Origin of the sequence: Burkholderia pseudomultivorans (assembly GCF_902499075.1) — a bacterium.
GTDB lineage: Bacteria > Pseudomonadota > Gammaproteobacteria > Burkholderiales > Burkholderiaceae > Burkholderia > Burkholderia pseudomultivorans.
Window position 1 is genome coordinate 1 of sequence record NZ_CABVPP010000057.1, and the last position, 21417, is coordinate 21417.

A 21417-nucleotide genomic window follows, 5' to 3' on the forward strand; every position below is an offset into this window, starting at 1 on the left:
CGAATCCGATCGTCCGACAGAAAATGCACCACAAAGCCCGCTGTGCGTCGCCCATACGGCGGCACCTCGGTGGTCGCAGTAAGCCATTGATCACCGCTGCGGTCTTTGTCGTAGGGTTTCGTGTCCCGCCGCCATTTGATCACGAGCTTCATGCCCGGATGCCAGTGAGCAGGAATGCTGATACAGCACACGAATCCCCCCCCTCCCGAACGCATCTGACCGTCCTTTTTAGGAAAAATATTCGGCCCACCCGCGGGGAACTCATCGCCTTCACTTCCGACGCGGAATTCTGCGATGTAATAGTCGGTATAGTTGTAACCGCTCACATCTGACGGGTTACTCTCGTTTCCGTCCGAGCAACCAGCAATCGTTCCGAGCAGCGAACCGATTAGCAAAACAAAAAACCGCTTCAGAACAGCGATATTCATCTCGAGATATCCTCGTTTGTATAGTCGCGATCAAGATGACGCATGACATCTGCGACAGCGGCTGGACAGTCGTGCCAATGCGCTCTTGCCCATTGCCTTATCAACTTTGCTTTCCACCAATCGCTCGTTGAATGGCTCAGGCCATCGAATGACGCTCATCGCCCTCTCCTAGCTTCTTGTTCAATTCCGGGTCCAGTACGCCCTGTACGATATAGGGATCGTCATCGTCGATTTTCGGAAGAATTCCTCTCTCATCTCTGATCTGGATTCGAATCCGATCGTCCGACAGAAAATGCACCACAAAGCCCGCTGTGCGTCGCCCATACGGCGGCACCTCGGTGGTCGCCGTGTACCATTTACCTGGGGTCTTCCCATCTTGGATTTTGTCAACCTTCCACTTGATCACTACCTTCATGCCTGGGCGCCAATGAGCGGGAATGCTGATACAGCATATGAATTTCCCTCCACCCGAGCGCGCTTGACCGTCCTTTTTAGGAAAAATATTCGGCCCACCCGCGGGGAACTCGTCACCTTCGCTCCCGACGCGGAATCCCGCGATGTAATAGTCGGTATAGTTGTAACCGCTCACATCTGACGGGTTGCTCTGGTTTTTGTCCGAGCACCCAAGAATCGTTGTCAGAAAGAGAACAACGAAAAGACCGGCAAAGCGTTTCAAAAAGAACACGATCATCTGTCAGCCTCCTGTCCATCTGGAGGCTTCGCTCGACTGCCGACATCACGCATCAAATCTCGCCAGATATATGCTGGAACCAGCTCAAACGCTTGCAGCAACGACGCCTCCCCTGCAACAGCCAATCGGATTGCCGATGGAATATCACCCTGGCGGTCGAACGCTTCGCCATACTGATACGAGGCCACGCAGAATGCATGAAGGTCTGCCCGAAGAGTCAGCCCCCATTGAACCGCGCGGTCATATCGGCGAAGAAAATCCCGGTACCTGATGGCATATGGCTGATTCGCATCGATCAAGCCAAGGTCGCTCAACTCGCTCATGAGCGCATGCGGCTCGTCGTGCCTTTCCAACGCATCGAGCTGCCGCTGATCGAGTGACAGCGAAAACTGCCCTACATGGTCGCCGTGCGAATGCTCGTCAATAGCGAGGTACTGCCACTCCGAGTTTGCACCGCGGTACATCCATGTGGTTATCGGGTGCATGAGTTCAATGCTCGCCGCTTTGCCGAAGACATCCACAATCGACGGAAGCGAGCGTGGATCGAACCAGCGAAGCAGAACCTGCATGCCTTCGCCGATGTCCGCAAAAAGAAAGCGTTGAAAATGAATCTTGAGCCCATCGATATCGAGCGCACTGCGCATCACCGTGAAGCATGGCCGATACCGATCCATCAGATCGACATGACGAACCCATTCGCTATGCGCGTCGTCGATCTCGAAAAGAATCGGCGCCGCGTTCCCGGCCTCCTCCTCAGGCAACCCTTCAAATAGCGACCGCACCTCCGGCGAAAACTCGAGCACCCATGCAGCAAGCGCCTCCGGGTACTGCGCCCCATCGGCCAGTCCGTAGAGTTTTCCGTTGTCGTCTGCTGTTTTCATAAGACCGGTCTCAAAGCCGCGGCACTATCGATGCACCGCTCTTCGCAGCTTTCAGCAGACATTCGATGCATACCTTGGGAACGTGAAGCTCAACGGGTACTTCGTCGGGTTTCGGGAAATAGTGGGTCGCTGCATGTGCCACCCAGACACCGCTGGTGCCGCTTTTGATGCTGCCCTGCTCAAGCTCGATATAGCTTCCGCCACCGTTGAGAACCAGTTTCTTCTGGGCCTTGATATGGATCGTGTCGCTGGTGACGTTGATCTCGAGTAGAGCCAGCAGATTGATCGCCTTCTGCAGTGCGTGTATGTCGATATCGCCATCCGCCGCGACGGACTTCATGCCTCCACGCGCTGCAAAATGACGCACCGAGTCCTGAGCGCTGACGAGGACGCTCCCGCTCGCCGATGCCGCAATGTGTGCTCCGCTCGTCAACGCGACGTGCTGACCGCTCGCGATATGCGTTGTCGCGGGGGTGGTGCTCTGGATACCGGCCGCGCCGGCAATGACGACGTGCGGCGCACCCAGTTCGGGAAAAACGTCGTCGGCGCGGCTTTGCGGTCCGCGTATGGCGGCGTTCTGTTTGGCCAGCGCTTCGGCGACTTCTTCCTGATGGGCGTTCGTGTCTTGCGCCGTGGCCTGTTGCGCAAGTTGAGCAATCGTCGACTGCCAACGCGTGGCTTCCTCCAACCGTGCAGTCGTTTCGCTCATGTCGGTCATATGGGCTTGTGCATTCGGACGTGCTTCCGTTGTAAGCAGCATCCCTCGCCCCGCACGAAACACGCCGTGGCCGTCCGTCCGCAACTCCGCCCCCCGGCCCCTTTCCTCCTGCCGCCCCGCATTCCCCGCAATACGCGTGATGTACCCCAGATTCAACTGCGAACACCCTTCATCGCTCGACAAATGCGCCTGAATCTTGCCGTTCGTATCGTCGAAAGCCAGCGTATTCGCCCGCCGGCCGCCGATTTCCTTGCTGCGATAACCGGCAAGCGCCTGGTTCTCCGGCAACGCGAACGGCGGCATATTGAATGCGTTGACCGCGCTCCCCACGACGATCGGCAAGTCCGGATCGCCATTGACGAAGGCAACCTCGACCTCCTGCCCCCGACGCGAAAGAAAGACGCCGCCGAACTGATCGCCATGCCACGCGCCGGCAACCCGTACCCAACAGCTGGAACGCTCGTCGTTCTTGCCGAGCCGGTCCCAGAGAAACTGCAGCTTCACCCGCCCGTAGGCATCGGTCCAGATTTCCTGGTTGTCGGGACAGGTCACGACGGCATACTCGACACCGTTCATCCGCGGCTTGGCAATCGTGCGCAGTAGCCGAAACGGCTCATTGGTCGGTTGCACCGTGAAATCCGCTTCGCACCGATACTGCTGACCGGCCCCGGACGCTTCGCCGATCTCTTCAATCGCCAGCCGGCAAGCAATCACCGCGTACTCGCGATTCGCCGCCTCTTGCGGGTAGTGCGACAGCACGAACGTCTGCCCGGTGACGATGCCGCGCAAATTGCCCTTGCCGTGTGCCCTCAATCCCTGACACCGCCAGGCCTGCATCTGCACCAACGTCAGGTATTCCGCTTCGGTGCGCGGCTCGTTGTGCGCGCCGGAGAGTCCGGCCGCCCCCGCTTGCGGCTGTGCGTAGTCACCCAACGAATAGCGCTCCTGATGGGCGAGGCCCGTATCGCGGGGATCCTCGCGCGTCACGGTCAGATTCGCTCGCGGCAACGTGTAGTCGTAGTCGACAGCCGTCACCGCGCCCGTGGTCAGCGCATGTGACACCGAGAATTCATGGATATGCTCCTCGTCGATGCGCCGACCGGTCGGCGGTTCGTAGCGAAGCTCGGCATAGGCGTTGCCGAGCGGCTTGAGCGCCCCCATCGAATCGCAAAGCACGAGCCGATGCTTGCCTTCGCCATGCTCGAAGAAGTAGCAGATACCCCACTCTTCCCACAAACGCTGCAGGAACGTCCAATCGCTTTCGAAATGCTGGCGCTGAATGTCGCGCTTGGGCCATACCTTGTTCGGCCGAGGCGTCGTCAGTCGTTTATCGACCGGAAACGGATAGGCCGACAGCACGGTATCCGTAATCTCGACAACCGTCATGTCCTGGAAAATGCGGCAGTCGCAATTCCTGGTCGCATGCCAGAGCCACGGCCGCAGCGTCAGCGCATAGACGATCGAACGGCCGTCTTCACGGACGATCGTCGCCTGACTGACAATGCCGGTGATTTCGCGCGTGCCTGCGCCGACATTCGCCATACCGGCACCACCGGCAAGGCCCGGAATGAAATGCCCACGGCCTTCGAGCTGGATCGATACGGTCACCTCCGTGCCGATCAGCGCATCGAGATCGACGTTCGCAGCGATGCTCGGCGAGAACGCGAGCGCGTCTGGCGTCTTCAGCTCCAGGACGTATTCGAACAACTCGCCTATCGTCTCGCCGCCCGCGAGCTTCACCGGCGTCAGCAGCGACTGACCACCGTATATCGGCAACGCCGCGCCGGAAACCGATAGCGTCCGTGATGCATCAAACAAAGCCATTCCGATGCCCCTTGAATCAATCGAGTCACTGACCGTATGCAATACGCTGATCCATAACGCCTACCCGGCCTTACTTCCAACCGTTAACAATGGAATGGGAATTTCCAAAAAATAGAGAAAACAACAAATAAACAATCACGCACATCACAGAGACAAGGCCGGCAAACATTCCCCCTGCAAAACGCTTTTCTCCGCGCATTGCAAAGAATCCGGCAACCACGATCACGGCAATCGGGGGCGCGAGAAAAAAGTATCCGCGCCAAAACAAGTTACGCATCGGATCGATAGATGTAACGGTCCAATACGCCGCGATAAAGAGCAACCAGGCGAGACCGAAACCGCGAAGCACAGGGCTTCCACGAGACGGTCCGGGTGTACGTTCAGTCAGATTTTCCATATCAAATTCGAGTCAAGCGCATGCCGAGATTGAATCAATTCGTTATCCAGTGCGTTCGTAACCATCGCCCTATGTGCGTACCCCCCAAAGCTCAAGCTTCAATGACGGAAACTCCCCCGCCACATGCAACGCGATCCCGCCGTGACGCACCACCTCCTCCCACAGCGCCCCGCCCTGTGTCAGCTCGTAATAGATATATCCCGCGTTGAACGGAATCTGCCGCGGCGGCACCGGCAGCGCCTGCATGCCGATGCCCGGCAAATGACTACGCACCAGGCTCGGCAGCTTTTCCGACGGCCCCGCCTTCGCCTGCGCGAGAAACTGCTGGCGCAGCACGTCGGGCGGCATCGCCGCATGCACGGCGAGCACCAGCGAAGCGAAACCCTGCATATCGGCTGGATCGACCACCGCATTGCGCATGCCGTGCCCCCGATCCTCGAGCGCGATGCTCTGCGCGCTACGCACGAGCACGGCATTGAGCAGCCGGTGCGTGTCGTCCACCAGCGGCTTCAGGCAAAGATGCGGTGTCGTATGCCGATAAGGCGGATGCGTATCGAGCGGACGGCGCGTGTCCGTGCGCAGATGGGTCGACAGCTCGCCCGCCATCGCGATCAGCAGCGTGTAGACCTCCGCCGGCGACGTGGTCGGCACGCGCAGCATGTGCTGCAGCAACGGCTCGTACCGGTTGAGGATCTGCAACAGCAGGTAATCCGTGACCGTCGCCGCACTCGCGGTCGTGTCGTCCGTGCCGGCCAGCCGCTGCGACAGCGCATTCGCGCGCAGATGAGCGAGATCGTGGATCTTCGTGACCCAGCTCGTCAGCAAATCGCTCGCGCCATAGCCCGATACGGGCGGCACGATCGTGTCGTCCAGTTCGATGCAGCCGTCCGCGCGAATGGTCTTTACGCTCGTCAGAGCAAGACCGATCCATGCGTTGCCGAGCTCCTTCTCCGGCACCAGACGCAGCCGCAGGTTCGACAGCTGGACGGACTCGGGCGCCAGCCCGATCGAATTCGAGTCGCGCAGCTCGGCATCGAACACCTGATAGCGCGCCATCGAATCGGGCGTATCCTCGAACGTCGTTTCCTCGCAGTTCGGCAAACGTACCGGCACGGCCAGATAGATCACCTGGTCGAGGTGTTCCGGACGGATCGTCAACGGCGGCGGCAGCGGCGTATTGCCCGGCGCGTCGAACGGCGTGCCGTCGGCGAACACGCCGGCGGCCGATTTGACGATCACTTTCCCGAGCGCGAGCGACTCCAGATCGAGCGCGTAATGCACGAAACCGAAGAAAAACGGCGACAGCGGCGCCGCCCGCATGTGCGCGTACTTCTCGAAGTAGCGCTCCTGTTGCTGGAAAAGCTGCGGTCTGAAAAACAACCCTTCCTGCCAGGCGACCTTGGCGTACCAGCTCATACGTCTCGTCCGTTTCGTTGCACGACGTGTTTCATTTCTTCGTTTCCTCGATCGTGACGGCCTTGGCCGAGAGATCGACAGTCAGCTTCAGCTTCGGTGTAACAAGCCGATACCACGCCTTGTCGGGCGCGGCAGGCATCGTGTAGACCGACCGCCATACCGCATTCGGCAGATCGCGATAGGCCGCGATCACGCCGATGGCAGTCGTTTCCGGATCGGGCCGCCGGACAACTTTCCGATGCTCGCTGGGGCGCAACTGGAACTGGTCGCGCTTGACGACGTCGGTGGCCAGCACCGTCTTCTCCTGTGTTTCCAGCGAGAAGAAATCCGCCGCCTCGAATGCATTGCCGTTCTTCAGCTCGTAGAGACGCACCAGGATCGGCGCCGCGTGTCCGCGATCGTCCGGATTCACGTCGGATGCCGCGTTGATGGCCAGTTCGAGCCGAATCGGCACCTTCGGCCTCGGTTCGCCGCTCGCGCAGGCGGAGAGCAGCACGACCGCGGCGGCCGAAGCGGCAGTCAGAATCGAACGCATACGAAATTCACCTCGATGAACCACGCAATGCGCCGCACGCGGAGAACGCAAATGCGCTGCCGCGCGCGACGCATCGCGCTTACGCTTCCTTGTTGCCCTTGATGTCGAAGCTCGCCGTGACGGCGCCGCCGCTTCCGCCCTGCGCGTTCTGCACGACATACTCCTGCTTGACCTTCGAGAACGACAGCGACACCGTCTCGCGGCTCTTTTCCTCGCCGGCCTTGCTGCCCGACGGCTTCACGCGCGTGACGATCACGTCGCTCATCGTCAGCTTCAGGTATTCGAGCGGGTTGCCGCCGGCCTTGCGCATCACCAGCACGGCCTGGTCGATGTGCTTGCCCGTCAGCGCGTACTTCATCAGGTTCGGGCTCGCGCGGTCGATGTTGTGTTCGAACGTGAGATCCTTGACGGTCGCCTTCCCGGCGCCGCCGCCGCTCCCCGAATGCATCGACGATTCCTGCAGGATTTCCCAGTCCCAGTTCAGGACTTCGATCTCGTCCTTGTGCTTGTCGTCGAGCGATTCGCCGTTGATGCCGTCGATCTTCAGAAAAATGTCCTGTGCCATGCGTAGTACTCCTTTTAGTGAACGTTGGAATCGGGCCGATCGTCGTCTGCCGAAGCGGTTCGACGTGCGGCCTTGCGGGACCTGCCGGATGCTTAAGCGGCTTCCTTGATCGACGGCAGCTTCGTCACGAGCCGCAGCGAAACGGTCAGCCCTTCGAGCTGGAAGTGCGGGCGCAGGAAGAACTTCGCCTGGTAGTAGCCGGGATTGCCTTCGACGTCCTCGACCAGCACCTCGGCCGCCGCGAGCGGCCGGCGCGCCTTCGTGTCCTGCGACGAGTTCGCGGGGTCGGCGTCGACGTAGTTCATGATCCATTCGTTGAGCCAGCGCTGCATGTCCTCGCGCTCCTTGAACGCGCCGATCTTGTCGCGCACAATGCACTTCAGGTAATGCGCGAAGCGCGAACAGGCGAACAGGTACGGCAGGCGCGCCGACAGATTCGCGTTGGCGGTTGCGTCGGGGTCGTGATACTCGGCCGGCTTCTGCAACGACTGGGCGCCGATGAAGGTCGCGTGATCGGTGTTCTTGCGATGCACGAGCGGGATGAAGCCATTCTTCGACAGCTCGGCCTCGCGACGATCCGAGATCGCGATCTCGGTCGGGCACTTCATGTCGATTCCGCCGTCGTCGGTGGGGAACGTATGGCACGGCAGGTTGTCGACCGTGCCGCCGGATTCGACGCCGCGGATCAGCGAGCACCAGCCGTACTGCTTGAACGAGCGGTTGATGTTGACGCCCATTGCATACGCCGCGTTCGCCCAGCCGTAGCGGCTGTGGTCGGAGCCGTTCGTGTCTTCCTCGAAGTCGAACTGGTCGACCGGATTGGTCTTCGCGCCGTACGGCAGCCGCGCCAGGAAGCGCGGCATCGCGAGGCCGACGTAGCGCGCATCCTCGGTATTGCGCAACGAATTCCACGCGGTGTATTCGAGGTTCTGCGTGAAGATCTTGGTCAGGTCGCGCGGGTTCGCCAGTTCCTGCCACGACTCCATCTGCAGCACCGAAGGCGCCGCACCGGTCACGAACGGCGTGTGAGCGGCCGCCGCCACCTTCGCGATCGAACCGAGCAGGTCGACGTCCGGCGGCGTGTGGTCGAAGTAGTAGTCGGCCACGATGCACCCGTACGGCTCGCCACCGAGCTGGCCGTATTCCTGTTCGTAGATCTGCTTGAAAAGCGGGCTCTGGTCCCACGCCAGCCCCTTGTAGCGCCGCATCGTGCGATGCAGTTCGGCCTTCGACACGTCCATCACGCGGATCTTCAGGTGCTCGTCCGTCTCGGTGTTCGACACGAGATGGTTCAGGCCGCGCCACGCGGATTCGAGCGCCTGGTAGTCGTCGTGATGCAGGATCAGGTTGATTTGCTCGGAAAGCTTGCGATCGATCTGCGCGATGATGGCCGCGATGCTCTTGTAGGCGTCGTCGCTGATCGTGATCGACTGCGAGAGCGCCTGCTCCGCGAGCGTCTGCACCGCATGTTCCACCGCCGCGCGGGCCTGGTCCGTCTTCGGCCGGAATTCCCGCTCCAGCAGTTGCGTGAAATCGGACTGGGTAGCGGCCTGCGTCTCGATGGCCTGTACTTGCTGTTTTGCCATGATGGTCATCCTCGATCGGTTTGTCGGTCAGCTCGCGTCGCCGGGATCGGCCGCGTCCGCTTCATGGCGCTCCGGTCGCGGCGCTGCGGCCAGCGACTTCAGCAGCGCCGGGTCCTGCAGCAACTGAGTCACGAGCGCCTCCGCGCCCGACTTGCCGTCCATGTAGGTCTGCAGGTTCGCCAGCTGCGTACGCGCCTGCAGCAAACGGCGCAGCGGCTCGACCTTGTCGGCGATCGCGGCCGGCGAGAAGTCCTCCATGCTTTCGAAGGTCATGTCGACCATCATCTGGCCTTCGCCCGTCAGCGTATTCGGCACGGCGAACGCGACGCGCGGCCGGATCGCCTTCATGCGCTCGTCGAAGTTGTCGATATCGATTTCCAGAAAGCGGCGCTCCGACACCGCCGGCAGCGGCTCGACCGGATGCTTGCCGGAGAGGTCGGCAAGCACGCCCATCACGAACGGAAGCTCGACTTTCTTCTCCGAGCCATACACTTCGACGTCGTACTCGATCTGCACACGCGGCGCACGATTGCGCGCGATGAACTTCTGCGAACTGCTAGCGGACATGAACGGTCTCCTGCCGGTGGTTGACGGATGTCGAGCTCAACGACGTGGCTCGGCGGAATGGGAAGGGGTGGCCTCGAACGTCAGCGCCTGCGCCGGCGACGCGGAGGAATCGGTTACGCCAATCGCGATGCGCGCGAGCGGCATGCGCGATGCGAACGCATCGAGCCAGAGCGCGGAAAGGCGCGGCAGCACATGCTGTTCGATGAAGCCGATCAGCACGCGCGCACCCGTCTCCTGAACGAGGCAACGGCCGACGATGTAGTGCACGACTGCGTCGTCGCAGACGAGCACGATGTCGTGACTGTCCGCCATGCGTTTCGCGACGCGGTCCAGATGCAGGCGGACGATGCTCGCGAGCGCGTCGGCGGCGAGCGGCCGGTACGGCACGACGGTCACACGCCCCATGAACGCCGCCGGGAATACCTTCAGCAGTTCCGGTGCAAGCGCGTCGCGCAGGCCGTCGAGATCCGGCGTCAGCGCCGGGGCCGCACACAGGCTCGCGCTAAGCTCGGCGCCGACGTTGCTCGTCAGCAGGATGGTGGTATGGCGGAAGTCGATATGGCGGCCGTCGCCGTCCTCCATGTAGCCCTTGTCGAACACCTGGAAGAACATTTCGTGCACGTCGCGATGCGCTTTCTCGATCTCATCGAGCAACACGACCGCGTAGGGCCGCCGGCGCACCGCTTCGGTCAGCACACCGCCCTCGCCGTAACCGACATAGCCGGGCGGCGCGCCTTTCAGGCCCGACACCGTGTGCGCTTCCTGATACTCGCTCATGTTGATCGTGATCAGGTTCTGCTCGCCGCCATATAGCGCCTCGGCCAGCGCCAGTGCCGTCTCGGTCTTGCCGACGCCGGACGGGCCGGCAAGCAGGAACACGCCCAGCGGCTTCTTCGGATCGGTCAGCCCCGACCGCGCGGTCTGCACCCGCTCGCCGATCAGGCCCAGCGCATCGCTTTGCCCGATCACGCGTGCCGCGAGCGTTTCCGGAAGGCGGCGCACGGCGGCAATCTCGTCGGTGACCATGCGGCCGACCGGGATGCCGGTCCAGTCCGACACGATCTCGGCGACGATGGCGGCGTCGACCTCGGGAAAGACGAGCGGCGCATCGCCCTGCAGCGCGGCCAGCGTCCGTTCGAGTTCGCGCAAGCTGTCGAGCGATACCGGCGAATCCGCCGCGTCCGTAATCGCGGCTTCGCGCGCGGAAAGCAACGCCTGCGCGGCCTGCGCCTGTGCGCACCAGCGATCCGCGAGCGCCGTTTCTTCCGTCACCAGCGCGTCGATGCGCATGCGCACGCGATGCAATGCCTTGTCCGCATCGAGACCGATACGGGCCTCCTGCACCAGCAGCTTCTCTTCGATACGCGCGGCAGCCAGGCGTTGCCGCACGTCGTCCAGCTCGCGCGGCGTCGCGTGCTGCGACAGCGCCACGCGCGCGCACGCGGTGTCGAGCAGGCTGATCGCCTTGTCGGGCAATTGACGGGACGGAATGTAACGATGCGACAGCGTCACGGCGGCACGGATCGCTTCGTCCCGTACGACGACGCCGTGATGCGAGGAAAACGTCGACGCGAGGCCGCGAACCATGTCGGCCGCCGCCGCTTCGGACGGCTCCGCGACCTGCACCACCTGAAAGCGCCGCGTCAGCGCCGGATCCTTCTCGATATGTCGCTTGTATTCGGTCCAGGTCGTCGCGCCGATGGTGCGAATCGTGCCGCGCGCGAGCGCCGGTTTCAGCAGGTTGGCGGCGTCGCCGGTGCCGGCTTGCCCGCCCGCGCCGATCAGCGTATGGATTTCGTCGACGAACAGGATGATGGGCGCGGCCGAGCGCGCTGCGGCCTCGAGTACGCCCTTCAGGCGAGCCTCGAATTCCCCCTTCATGCTGGCCCCTGCGAGCAGCGCGCCGACATCGAGGCTCAGCAGCCTCACGTCGGCCAGATTCGGCGGCACGTTGCCCGCCGCGATCGCTCGCGCCAATCCTTCCACCACCGCAGTCTTGCCGACGCCGGCCTCGCCGGTGATCAGCGGGTTGTTCTGCCGCCGACGCAGCAGCACGTCGATCATGGTGCGGATTTCGAGTTCGCGGCCGACAACGGGATCGATTTCGCCGGCGCGCGCCCGCGCAGTGAGATCCAGGCAATACCGCTCGAGCGCGTTGCCCTGCGGCGCGCCCGACACGGCACCGGACGCCTCGCCCGGCAGCGCCGGCGCAAGCTCGCTGCGATCGTACGGCTCGTCCGCTGCCTCCGGCGACCCGTCGATCCAGGCGGGAAGCACGTCGCCGAGATTGGCCGCCGGTATCTTGGCGAACTCGGCGGAAATGGCGAGGAGCACGCGCCGCAGTTCGGGTGTCGAGACCAGCGCTGCGACCAGCCATGCGCCGCGCACGCGACGATCGCCATGGCCGAGGGTCGCCAGCACCCAGCCGCGCTCGATGGCCGTTTCGATGTGCCAGGAGAAATCGCTGATCGAGCTCGCGCCGGCCGGCAGCGCAGCCAGCGCCCGCGCAAGGTCGCGCTCGAGCGCATCGCAATCGATATCCGCATGGCGCACGATCCGCTGCAGGTCGCCGTCCGGCTGCTGGAGCAGTTGGTGCAGCCAGTGGACGAGCTCGACGAACGGGTTCCCGCGCAGCTTGCAGAAACGCGTCGCCGATTCGATTCCCCGGTAGAGCTCGACCCCGAGCTTGCCGAACAAGGTCTGGCGTGAAATGTTCATGATGGTCTTGTTTTGTTCGTTAGCGTGTTGCGAACGAATACGCCACGGCAATCAGGACTCCTTTCTGGTCACCATGCCAGGCGTGATCTCGATCATTCGAAACACACCCCTCTCTCAGATTCTAAAAAAACGGCCGACTCGAATCAGGACCGAATTATCAACACGAAACAATAAAAACGTCAACGCATTAATTGCATCTAAAGCTCTTAATAAAATTTCAGACTCGTCCTATATTCAATCGCATCGAACCCGTGCCTAACCCATCTATCGGTCATGTACGATCCACACGCCTTCCCCGGCCCGAATCACCCCCTTCAACTCATTGTTATTTCGAGATAAAAAGCGAAACACCACCATCCTCAACACAAGAAAAAGACATCAGTCTTTTGATTCCAATAAGATTTTTATTTGATCTGTTGCAGTCTTTAACAATCTATTTTCACCCCGCCCTCCACCATTTTCTCGACCAGGCACTTTTTTGAGACGAAAGATTGATCGATACTCTCGTTTTATTTTCAGTTCTTTCGCACACCGGACCCGTCCATGCGCTTCCGTCGCCCATCCTGGCATCGTCAGCCGAACATGCCGCCCGTCGCATCCGCGCCGGACAAAGCACGTCCGCAGCCCGTTACCGACGCGTTGCGGCTCGACGGCGCCTTCGGTTCCGCACACGCCGACGACGACATGCTCGGTCAGCTCGGTATCGGCACGCGGGAAGGCGCGGCCACCCGTCCACGTGACGCGGAGGACACGGCCGGTATCGAGTCCGGTCACACCGATGCGCTGATCGACGCGCTCCATGCACAGTACTGGCGCGCCCTCGCCGACCCCGGCGCGCCGATTGCTTCGACGTGGGCTCCGTCGGTGAACGACACGCTCACGTCCCCGATCGCGCCGGATCACCCGCACGCCCCGCCTCCCTGCGAAAGCCATCGGCATTCGGACTCGATCGAGACATTCCTGTCCGGCAATCGCACGATCGAGGATGCCTTCGGTCGTCTGGACGGACGCGCGGAAACGACGATCGACGGCGAATCCGTTCCGGAGATCCTGCGACTGTTCGCGCCACCCGAGTTCCATGCCGAGTCTGCGGGCAGCGCTCCCGCCCCGCCGCCGCTAACCCGGCGAGAGCACCATGCGCTGTCCGTGGACAGCCCGCTGGCCGCGCCCTTGCGCCAGGACTCGCCATGACCGAACGCAGAAAACGCCAGTCCGGCGCCGATGCACCGACTGTTCGTACGCCGCGGCGAGCCAGCTCGCATCTGATGCCGACGCTGCTAGACCGCCTGCGCGATGACGCACCGCATCGACGGACCGAAGCCCCCGACGAATACACGGTCACGCGCAGGCAGATGCGCGACATCGTGCAGCGCGATCTCGCCTATCTGCTCAACACGACGAGTATCGAAGACCGGATCGATCGTGCGCGCTATCCGCAAGCCGCCGCGTCGACGGTGAATTTCGGCGTACCGCCGCTTGCCGGCACCTTTATCGCATCGCGCCGGTGGAGCGACGTCGAAACCATGATCCGCCGCGCCATCGGCGATTTCGAGCCGCGCCTGATTCCGGATTCGCTGGTGGTATCGCCCCGCACCGATCCCGATGCCGATACCGCGGGCGAACATCACAACGTGCTCGCCTTCGAAGTGCGCGGCCTGATTCACATGGATCCGTATCCGCTCGAATTCATGGTGCAAAGCTCGCTGGACCTCGAAACGAGCGAAATCCGCATCACGGGCATGCGCGCCGGCTGAGCGCGGCACACACCACGATCACAACGAGGCCTCTCCGATGGACCCGCGACTGCTCGACTACTACAACCAGGAACTCATTTACATGCGCGAGCTCGCCGCCGAGTTCGCGCATGCGCATCCGAAGATCGCACGGCGGCTCGGCATGCAGGCCGGCGAAGTGGCGGACCCTTATGTCGAGCGCCTGATCGAATCGTTCAGCTTCATGGCCGCGCGCATGCAGATCAAGCTCGATGCGGAGTTTCCGCGCTTCACGGAAAGGCTGCTCGAGGTCATCTACCCGAACTACGTCGCGCCGACCCCGTCGATCTCGATCGCTCGCCTGTACCCCGGACAGTCCGAAGGCAGCCTCGTCGATGGCTACCGCCTCGCGCGCGGCACCACGTTCACCGCGCAGATTCCCGACGGCGAGCGCACGGCCTGCCGGTTCACGAGCGGACAGGACGTCACGCTGTGGCCGCTCGCGATCACTGACGCCCGGCTGACCGGCATTCCACCGGACATCCCGGCGCTGGAGCGCTATAGCGCGCCCGATACGCCAGTGCGCGGGGCGCTGCGGATCAGGCTCGCGACCACCGGCAACATGCGGATCGCCGACCTGAAAGGACTCGACCGACTTCCGGTCTATCTGGCGGGCGACGAACAGGTCGCGTCGCATCTGTTCGAATTGCTGCATGCAGGCGGCATCGCCTCGGTAATCGGCGCACCCGGCGAATTTGGCAGGCCCGGCCGCGCACCGGCGGCCGTCACCGAGCGCGCGGTCGAACACGAAGGACTGCGCACCGATCAGAGCCTGCTGCCGCTGAACTGGGCCAAGTTTCACGGGCACAATCTGCTGCACGAGTACTTCGCCTGCCCCGCGCGGTTCTGGTTCTTCGCGTTGAACGGCCTTGCCGAAGGGCTCTCGCGCATCGACGGCCGGGAAGTCGAGATCGTCGTGCTGCTCGACCGTGCGCCGGGGCCGCTCGCCAATCTCGTCGATGCGTCGCGCTTCGCGCTCTTCTGCACGCCCGTCGTCAATCTGTTCCGCAAGCACACCGATCGGGTCGAGATCTCGCCGCGCGACACCGAATTCCATCTCGTTCCGGCTCGACTCACGCCGCTCGACTACGAGGTGTTCTCGGTCAGCGCCGTCTACGGGCAGGTCGCCGCCACGTCCTCCGAACTCGAATTCCGGCCGCTCTATCAGACGCTGAACAACGACGAAGGCAATCACGGGCGCTATTTTTCGGTACGGCGCGAGCGGCGCCTGCTGTCCGATTCGGCGCGCCGCTACGGAACGCGCACGCCGTACGTGGGGACGGAGGTGTTTCTCTCGCTGGTCGACCAGGCCGAGGCGCCTTATGGCGAAAACATCCGCTTCCTGTCGGTCGACGCGCTGTTGACGAACCGCGATCTCGCCACGCTCGTGCCGCGCGACGGTGTGCGCGACCTCGAGACCGCACAATCCGCGCCGGTCGACAGCATCGGTCTGATCCGCCCGCCGAGCGCACCGTTACCGCCGTATGCCGAGCGGGAAATGGCATGGCGTCTGATCCGCCAGCTGAACTTCGACCATCTGCCGTTCGAGGCGCTCGATCATCGCGAAGGCGGCCAAGGCCTGCGCGACCTGCTGCGCCTGTATCTCGTGGATGGCGACACCGGGCAGCGCCGGCAGGTCGAAAGCCTCGTCGGCGTGAAAACGCGCCCCGTCACGCGCAAGCTGCCGGGAACCGGCCCGATGACCTTCGGTCGCGGCATCGAATGCGCGCTGACGGTCGACGAGACGGGCTTCTCGGGCGTGAGCCCCTATCTTTTCGGCACGATCCTCGAACACTGGCTCGCGCGGCACGTGTCGATCAACAGCTTCACGCAGACGGAACTGCATTCGATGCAACGCGGCCGGATCGCGCGCTGGCCGGCGCGCACCGGTACGCGCGGAGCCCTGTGATGCAGCGCGCCACGCTCTGCGCACCGCTGCGCGACAACGCGCTGTCGCCCGAGCTGCTCGACGCCCTGCAGGCCGAGCCCTGGCGTTTCGGGTTCCTGTCGTTGCTGCGGCGGATCGGCGCGAACCCCGCGATCGATCCGGTCGGCACCGCGCGCCGGCCGCAGGCCGAACCCTTCCGACTGGGCCAGCAGCCGAGCCTGACCTTCGCTCCGCGGGAAATCGCGAGCGCACACGAAGCAGCCGGGCGACTCAAGGTGCGGCTGTTCGGCCTCGGCATGCTGGGGCCCAACGGCCCGCTCCCCGTCCACGTGACCGAAATCGCGAGGGATCGGGAAAACAGCCGTCGCGACACGACCACGGCGGACTTCTTCGACATCTTCCATCACCGGTTCTTCACGCTGTTCTATCGTGCGTGGGCCTCCGCACAGGCAGCTGCGGGCCTCGACCGGAAGCACGACGAACGGTTCTCGTTCTATATCGCCAGCCTGGTCGGACACGACATCGGCGAGATCGACCGGGGCGCCCTTCCGTCGCATGCGCGCCTGGCCGCCTCGGCCCATCTCGTTCGCGAATCGCGCAATCCGGACGGCCTGCGCGCGACGCTTGAACATTATTTCGGCGTCCCGGTCGCCGTGGACGAAAACGCCTTTCACTGGATCGAAATCGATCCGGCCGACTGCGGGCGCATGGGCTATCCGGGCGCCGCCGCGACGATGGGCCGCGGCGCCGTGCTCGGGCGCGTCGCGCCGGACCGCCAGCACCGGTTCCGCATCGTGATCGGCCCCGTCGATCTCGACGCGTACCTGCGCTTCACACCGCAAGGCGAAGACCTGCCGCGACTCGTCGAGTGGGTTCGGGCCTTCGTCGGCCGCGAGCTCGAATGGGAGCTCGAGCTTCGCATCAAGCCCGAGAGCGCGCCGCCGGCCGTAATGGGCGGCCGGCAGCGGTTGGGCTGGTCCGGTTGGCTGGGCCGGCCTGCACCCGACCGGCCGATCACCGGCATGCGCTTCGAGCCCGAACGCCATGCACGCCATTTCAATCGCCGCGATACGGCCTCCGAACATCGACCATGAGCAGGAAATCGTCCACCACGCAGAACAAGCCCGGCCGGGCGGCCGCCGCCGATACGTCGCAGAAGAACTGGCTCGCGCCGTTGAGCGAGTCGGCGCCGTGCGGCCCGGATCTCGAATACGACCATGATTTCGTGGTGCTGTTTGCCGGCACCGCGCCCAGGCAGGACGTGCAATACGGCGGCTTCGTCGGTTCGCCCGATCCGCTGAACTGGAGCGAGATCGAGCGAGACTGCCGGCGGCTGATGACGCGGACGAAGGACATGCGCGTCGCCGTGCTGCATGCGCGCTGCCGCACGCGCCTGGGCGGCGTGGCAGGTCTTGCGGATGGAACGGGGCTACTGGCGGCCTGGTTGCGGGCGTTTCCGGAACAGGTGCATCCGCAGGCCGAGGTCGACAACGATCGCCATGCCGCGCTGGAGATGCGGATGAATGCGTTGCAGGCGCTGTCGGATCCGGACGGCTTGCTGGCCGACGTGCGGGAAATCGTCCTGACGCGATCGACCGCGACCCGGCTGCAGGTACGCGACGTCGAGCGTGCGTTCGCGCATCCGCGCCCAGCCGATGCGCTCGCACCCGATTCGGTCGCGCTGCAGTTGCAGAACCTGCGCGAACAGCAGCCGTCGACGATGCAGGCCTTCGACGACGCGATCTCGAACCTCTCCGCCATCGATGCGTGGTGCGCGACGCACCTCGAGACGTTCCTGCCGGATTTTTCCCCGTTGATTCGCCTGCTCCGGCTCTTTCAGGCGGGTGAACCACAAGGCGGCACACGATCCGGCACGCTGCCTTCGGCCAAACCCGAGGAATGCGGCACGCCTGCGCTGCCGGCGTTCGCCGAGGCACCGCTTGTGCCGTCCCATGCAAATGACGCGCAAGCGGCCGCCCGAAGTTCGACATCCGTTGTCGCATCCGCCTCCGTTGCGCCGACGAACCGGCAGGCCGCGTTGACGTTGATCTGCGCGGCACGCCACTGGTTCGAGACGCACGAACCGAGCAGCCCCATTCCGGTGCTGCTCAGACGCGCCGAACAATTCGTCGGAAAACGCTATGTCGATGTCGTCAAGGCCATCCCGCCGGAACTGCTCGCGCAATGGGAAGAGGCAGACGAATCATGACGGCATCCCGTCATGCCCCGGCGTAGCGGGATGCCGCGCACACCCGGCGCTCAACTCTCGACATCCTCCAGACTAAACACCTCCGTCTTGTCGTTATACGAAAACACTTCGCCATAACGCCCCCAGTCGATCACGGCATCGAGTGTCTCCTCGGCCGCGTCGTCCGACAGGAAATCCTCCAGCTCCTGCTCGAAGCGCACGCGCGGCGCGCGATGCCCCGGCCGCTCGTTCAGCACCTTCCTGATCCGCGCGGCCAGCGGCACGTGCTTCAGCAGGTGATCGGCGAACATCAGCTTGCGCTCCTGCGTGCCGAACTCCGCGAACACGCGCGCGGGCGGCGTCAGGAATACGTCCCCTTCCCGCACGTCCGCGAAGCCGAGGTACTGCAGCACTTCCGCGATCGGGAACAGGTCGTCGACCTCCAGATGCAGCGACCGCGCGATTTCCGGCATGTCCGCACGGCCGTGGTACGGCGCCATCGCGAGCGTCTCGATCAGGCCGGCCATCAGGTTGGTCGACACGCGCGGCAGCCAGCTGCCGAGTTCGAGTCCTTTCCGGGTCGCTTCGCCGGTCTGGCGGGCCGTCATCTTCGCGTAGATGTCGTCGACCAGCTTGCGGAAGTCGGGGTCCAGCCGGTTGCGCGGATGCTTGAACGGCACCTTGATCTCGGCGATCACCCGGCCCGGGTTCGACGACAGCACCAGGATCCGGTCGCACATGAACACCGCTTCCTCGATGTTGTGCGTGACGATCAGCACCGACTTGATCGGCATGCGGCCCTGCGTCCACAGGTCGAGCAGGTCGGTACGCAGCGTCTCGGCCGTCAGCACGTCGAGCGCGGAGAACGGTTCGTCCATCAGCAGGATCGTCGGATCGACGACCAGCGCGCGCGCAAAGCCCACGCGCTGCCGCATCCCGCCCGACAGCTCGCGCGGATACGCGTTCTCGAAACCGTCGAGACCGATCAGGTCGATCGCGGCCAGCGCGCGCTCGCGCCGCTCGCGTGCATCGACGCCGAGTGCTTCGAGGCCGGCCTCCACGTTCTGCAGCACGGTCAGCCACGGGAACAGCGCGAAGGTCTGGAACACCATCGCGACGCCTTCGGCCGGCCCGCGCAACGGCTTGCCGAGATAGGTCACGTCGCCGTCGGTCGGCTCGATCAGCCCGGCGATGATCCGCAGCAGCGTCGACTTGCCGGAACCGGAACGGCCGAGCAGCCCGACGATCTCGCCTTCGCGCAGCGACAGGTTCGCATCGTCGAGCACCAGCAGTTCGCCCTGGGTCTTGTTGAAACCTCGACAGACGTGCTCGACGCGCAGGATTTCGTCACCCAGGCGCGGCGGCTGGGCGGTCGGCGGCGTCTGGACGGGGGCATTCACAACATTCGGATTTTGCATCGCGCTTACTCTCAGTCGAGACGGAGCCGGGATTCCGCATAGGCATACATCGGGCGCCACAGCAGACGGTTGAACAAGGTAACGAACAGGGACATCACGGCGATGCCCAGGATGATCTTCGGAAAGTCGCCGGCGGCCGTCATCTGCGCGATGTACGCGCCCAGCCCGTGCGCGACGACTTTCGTATCGCCCCACTGCACGAACTCCGACACGATGCTGGCGTTCCATGCGCCGCCCGATGCGGTGATCGCACCCGTCACGTAGTACGGGAAGATGCCCGGCAGGATCGCCTGCCGCCACCACTGCCAGCCGCGAATACGGAAATTCTTCGTGGCTTCCTTGTAATCGTTCGGGTAGGACATCGCACCGGCGATCACGTTGAACAGGATGTACCACTGCGTGCCGAGCACGATCAGCGGCGACAGCCAGATGTCCGCGTTCAGACGAAAGTGGACGATCACGATCACGAACACCGGAAACAGCAGGTTCGCCGGGAATGCGGCGAGAAACTGCGCGAGCGGCTGAATCTTCTCCGCGAGCGCGGGACGCAGCCCGATCAGCACGCCGAGCGGCACCCAGATCACCGATGCGATCGCGATCAGCACGAGCACGCGCAGCAGCGTGATGAGCCCGAGCATCAGCACGTGGCCGACCTCGGCCATCGTCACGCCGGTGCTCACGTACGACACGACGCGCCACACGACGTAGACGGTCAGCACGATCACGAGCGCGCCCCACACGATGTCGCCGACGCGCGAAGAACGACGCGCCGACGCGTCGCGGTCGCGCGCACCGCGCAGCGACGGGACGCGCAGCGGCACGCGCGCCGCCTGCGACAGCAGCCAGCCGGCCGGCACCAGCAACTGGTGAATCAGCCGCGTGCGGCGCAGCATGTCGAGCAGCCACGATTGCGGCGCGTCGCCGGACGCGGTGTTCTCCATCCGGAACTTGTCGGCCCATGCGACGAGCGGGCGAAACAGGAACTGGTCGTACGCGAGAATCACGACCGTCATCGCGACGATTACCCAGCCCACCGCGCCGAGGTTCTTGTCGGCGATCGCCTGCGCAAGATATGCGCCGATCCCCGGCAGCGTGATCGTCTGGTTGCCGACCGTGATCGCCTCCGACGCGACCACGAAGAACCAGCCGCCCGACATCGACATCATCATGTTCCAGATCAGGCCCGGCATCGAGAACGGCACCTCGAGCTTCCAGAAGCGCTGCCACGCCGTCAGGTGAAAACCGCGCGACACTTCGTTCAGGTCGCGCGGCACCGTGCGCAGCGACTGGTAGAAGCTGAACGTCATGTTCCACGCCTGGCTCGTGAAGATCGCGAAGATCGCCGCCAGCTCCGCGCCGAGCACGCGGCCCGGGAACAGCGCAAGGAAGAACGTGACCGTAAACGAGATGTAGCCGAGCACCGGCACCGACTGCAGGATGTCGAGGATCGGGATCAGCACCATCCCCGCGCGGCGGCTCTTCGCGGCAAGCGTGCCGTAGACCAGCGTGAACGCGAGCGACGCGACCATCGCCGCGAGCATTCGCAGCGTCGTGCGCAGCGCGTATTCGGGCAGGTTCGACGGGTCGAGCGAGATCTTCTGCGTCTGCAGCGTGGCGATCGGCGCCATCGTCTCGTGGAAGCCGACGATGGCCATCGCGAGCAGGCAGATGATCAGCGGAAACGCGACGGCATCCCAGCGGTTGGGCAGCACGCGCCACGCCGAAGCGTTCGCGGTGCGGTTCGGATCGAAACTGATATCCATCGGTAGCGTCTTCTGTTGGATTGGAAAGCGATGGAGCCGGCCGGATCATGTCCGGCGGCCGT

General features: G+C 63.6%; 18 protein-coding genes. 5 read left to right on the forward strand and 13 right to left on the reverse strand.

What is annotated here, in order from left to right; genetic code table 11:
- The 11 genes from BST28156_RS27670 to tssH all read right to left on the reverse strand — a co-directional run.
- Window positions 1-428, reverse strand: a 428-nt coding sequence (locus tag BST28156_RS27670; protein ID WP_174903888.1) for a DUF3304 domain-containing protein, incomplete at its 3' end; no start/stop codon positions are given.
- A 136-nt stretch (window positions 429-564) separates the two neighbouring features.
- On the reverse strand, window positions 565-1119 hold the full coding sequence (locus BST28156_RS27675) for a DUF3304 domain-containing protein (RefSeq protein WP_174903889.1): 555 nt from the start codon (window positions 1117-1119) through the stop codon (window positions 565-567).
- Complete coding sequence (locus BST28156_RS27680; RefSeq protein WP_174903890.1) at window positions 1116-2000, reverse strand: DUF4123 domain-containing protein; 885 nt, start codon at window positions 1998-2000, stop codon at window positions 1116-1118. Before BST28156_RS27680 ends, BST28156_RS27675 begins: the two co-directional genes overlap by 4 nt.
- A gap of 10 nt (window positions 2001-2010) precedes the next feature.
- Window positions 2011-4542, reverse strand: a complete 2532-nt coding sequence (locus BST28156_RS27685; protein WP_174903891.1) for a type VI secretion system Vgr family protein — start codon at window positions 4540-4542, stop codon at window positions 2011-2013.
- Between the two features lie 70 nt (window positions 4543-4612).
- The gene (locus BST28156_RS27690) at window positions 4613-4939 is read right to left on the reverse strand and encodes a hypothetical protein (RefSeq protein ID WP_174903892.1); all 327 of its coding nucleotides are present in this window, start codon (window positions 4937-4939) and stop codon (window positions 4613-4615) included.
- A 69-nt stretch (window positions 4940-5008) separates the two neighbouring features.
- Entirely contained in the window at window positions 5009-6355 is a 1347-nt protein-coding gene (gene tssK / locus BST28156_RS27695; RefSeq protein ID WP_174903893.1) for a type VI secretion system baseplate subunit TssK, read from the reverse strand.
- A 31-nt stretch (window positions 6356-6386) separates the two neighbouring features.
- Complete coding sequence (gene tssJ / locus BST28156_RS27700) at window positions 6387-6890, reverse strand: type VI secretion system lipoprotein TssJ (RefSeq protein WP_174903894.1); 504 nt, start codon at window positions 6888-6890, stop codon at window positions 6387-6389.
- Between the two features lie 79 nt (window positions 6891-6969).
- Window positions 6970-7455, reverse strand: coding sequence for an Hcp family type VI secretion system effector (locus tag BST28156_RS27705; RefSeq protein WP_009694946.1), 486 nt, complete (start codon window positions 7453-7455; stop codon window positions 6970-6972).
- Window positions 7456-7547: 92 nt separating this feature from the next.
- Entirely contained in the window at window positions 7548-9041 is a 1494-nt protein-coding gene (tssC, locus tag BST28156_RS27710) for a type VI secretion system contractile sheath large subunit (protein WP_069243796.1), read from the reverse strand.
- Between the two features lie 27 nt (window positions 9042-9068).
- Window positions 9069-9608: a type VI secretion system contractile sheath small subunit gene (gene tssB / locus BST28156_RS27715; RefSeq protein WP_174903895.1), complete on the reverse strand. Its 540-nt coding sequence runs from the start codon at window positions 9606-9608 to the stop codon at window positions 9069-9071.
- A gap of 36 nt (window positions 9609-9644) precedes the next feature.
- The gene (tssH, locus tag BST28156_RS27720) at window positions 9645-12326 is read right to left on the reverse strand and encodes a type VI secretion system ATPase TssH (protein ID WP_174903896.1); all 2682 of its coding nucleotides are present in this window, start codon (window positions 12324-12326) and stop codon (window positions 9645-9647) included.
- A gap of 543 nt (window positions 12327-12869) precedes the next feature.
- Here tssH and BST28156_RS27725 point away from each other — a divergent pair.
- From BST28156_RS27725 to BST28156_RS27745, 5 genes are read left to right on the forward strand one after another with little or no spacing between them, the layout of a single operon-like run.
- A complete protein-coding gene (locus BST28156_RS27725) occupies window positions 12870-13517 on the forward strand; it encodes a TagK domain-containing protein (RefSeq protein ID WP_174903897.1) in 648 nt (215 codons plus the stop codon).
- Window positions 13514-14080 (forward strand): type VI secretion system baseplate subunit TssE, encoded by a 567-nt coding sequence (gene tssE, locus BST28156_RS27730; RefSeq protein WP_174903898.1) that lies wholly within the window; start codon window positions 13514-13516, stop codon window positions 14078-14080. Before BST28156_RS27725 ends, tssE begins: the two co-directional genes overlap by 4 nt.
- A 37-nt stretch (window positions 14081-14117) precedes the next feature.
- Window positions 14118-16007 carry a type VI secretion system baseplate subunit TssF gene (gene tssF, locus BST28156_RS27735; RefSeq protein ID WP_174903899.1) on the forward strand — a complete coding sequence of 630 codons (1890 nt, stop codon included), beginning with the start codon at window positions 14118-14120 and terminating at the stop codon, window positions 16005-16007.
- A complete protein-coding gene (gene tssG / locus BST28156_RS27740) occupies window positions 16007-17080 on the forward strand; it encodes a type VI secretion system baseplate subunit TssG (protein ID WP_174903900.1) in 1074 nt (357 codons plus the stop codon). The genes tssF and tssG overlap by 1 nt, the downstream gene beginning before the upstream one ends.
- Window positions 17077-18195: a type VI secretion system protein TssA gene (locus tag BST28156_RS27745; protein WP_174903917.1), complete on the forward strand. Its 1119-nt coding sequence runs from the start codon at window positions 17077-17079 to the stop codon at window positions 18193-18195. Before tssG ends, BST28156_RS27745 begins: the two co-directional genes overlap by 4 nt.
- 50 nt (window positions 18196-18245) lie before the next feature.
- Here the strand turns inward: BST28156_RS27745 and BST28156_RS27750 are convergent, their stop codons facing one another.
- Window positions 18246-19592 (reverse strand): ABC transporter ATP-binding protein, encoded by a 1347-nt coding sequence (locus tag BST28156_RS27750; RefSeq protein WP_174903901.1) that lies wholly within the window; start codon window positions 19590-19592, stop codon window positions 18246-18248.
- Between the two features lie 11 nt (window positions 19593-19603).
- Complete coding sequence (locus BST28156_RS27755; protein WP_174903902.1) at window positions 19604-21355, reverse strand: ABC transporter permease; 1752 nt, start codon at window positions 21353-21355, stop codon at window positions 19604-19606.
- Window positions 21356-21417: the final 62 nt, after the last annotated feature.

What these genes read in the sequence shown, in the direction of transcription:
- BST28156_RS27675 (WP_174903889.1), bottom strand. Translation starts at nt 1,119, where the DNA reads ATGATCGTGTTCTTTTTGAAACGCTTTGCCGGTCTTTTCGTTGTTCTC.
- BST28156_RS27680 (WP_174903890.1), bottom strand. Translation starts at nt 2,000, where the DNA reads ATGAAAACAGCAGACGACAACGGAAAACTCTACGGACTGGCCGATGGG.
- BST28156_RS27685 (WP_174903891.1), bottom strand. Translation starts at nt 4,542, where the DNA reads ATGGCTTTGTTTGATGCATCACGGACGCTATCGGTTTCCGGCGCGGCG.
- BST28156_RS27690 (WP_174903892.1), bottom strand. Translation starts at nt 4,939, where the DNA reads ATGGAAAATCTGACTGAACGTACACCCGGACCGTCTCGTGGAAGCCCT.
- tssK (WP_174903893.1), bottom strand. Translation starts at nt 6,355, where the DNA reads ATGAGCTGGTACGCCAAGGTCGCCTGGCAGGAAGGGTTGTTTTTCAGA.
- tssJ (WP_174903894.1), bottom strand. Translation starts at nt 6,890, where the DNA reads ATGCGTTCGATTCTGACTGCCGCTTCGGCCGCCGCGGTCGTGCTGCTC.
- BST28156_RS27705 (WP_009694946.1), bottom strand. Translation starts at nt 7,455, where the DNA reads ATGGCACAGGACATTTTTCTGAAGATCGACGGCATCAACGGCGAATCG.
- tssC (WP_069243796.1), bottom strand. Translation starts at nt 9,041, where the DNA reads ATGGCAAAACAGCAAGTACAGGCCATCGAGACGCAGGCCGCTACCCAG.
- tssB (WP_174903895.1), bottom strand. Translation starts at nt 9,608, where the DNA reads ATGTCCGCTAGCAGTTCGCAGAAGTTCATCGCGCGCAATCGTGCGCCG.
- tssH (WP_174903896.1), bottom strand. Translation starts at nt 12,326, where the DNA reads ATGAACATTTCACGCCAGACCTTGTTCGGCAAGCTCGGGGTCGAGCTC.
- BST28156_RS27725 (WP_174903897.1), top strand. Translation starts at nt 12,870, where the DNA reads ATGCGCTTCCGTCGCCCATCCTGGCATCGTCAGCCGAACATGCCGCCC.
- tssE (WP_174903898.1), top strand. Translation starts at nt 13,514, where the DNA reads ATGACCGAACGCAGAAAACGCCAGTCCGGCGCCGATGCACCGACTGTT.
- tssF (WP_174903899.1), top strand. Translation starts at nt 14,118, where the DNA reads ATGGACCCGCGACTGCTCGACTACTACAACCAGGAACTCATTTACATG.
- tssG (WP_174903900.1), top strand. Translation starts at nt 16,007, where the DNA reads ATGCAGCGCGCCACGCTCTGCGCACCGCTGCGCGACAACGCGCTGTCG.
- BST28156_RS27745 (WP_174903917.1), top strand. Translation starts at nt 17,077, where the DNA reads ATGAGCAGGAAATCGTCCACCACGCAGAACAAGCCCGGCCGGGCGGCC.
- BST28156_RS27750 (WP_174903901.1), bottom strand. Translation starts at nt 19,592, where the DNA reads ATGCAAAATCCGAATGTTGTGAATGCCCCCGTCCAGACGCCGCCGACC.
- BST28156_RS27755 (WP_174903902.1), bottom strand. Translation starts at nt 21,355, where the DNA reads ATGGATATCAGTTTCGATCCGAACCGCACCGCGAACGCTTCGGCGTGG.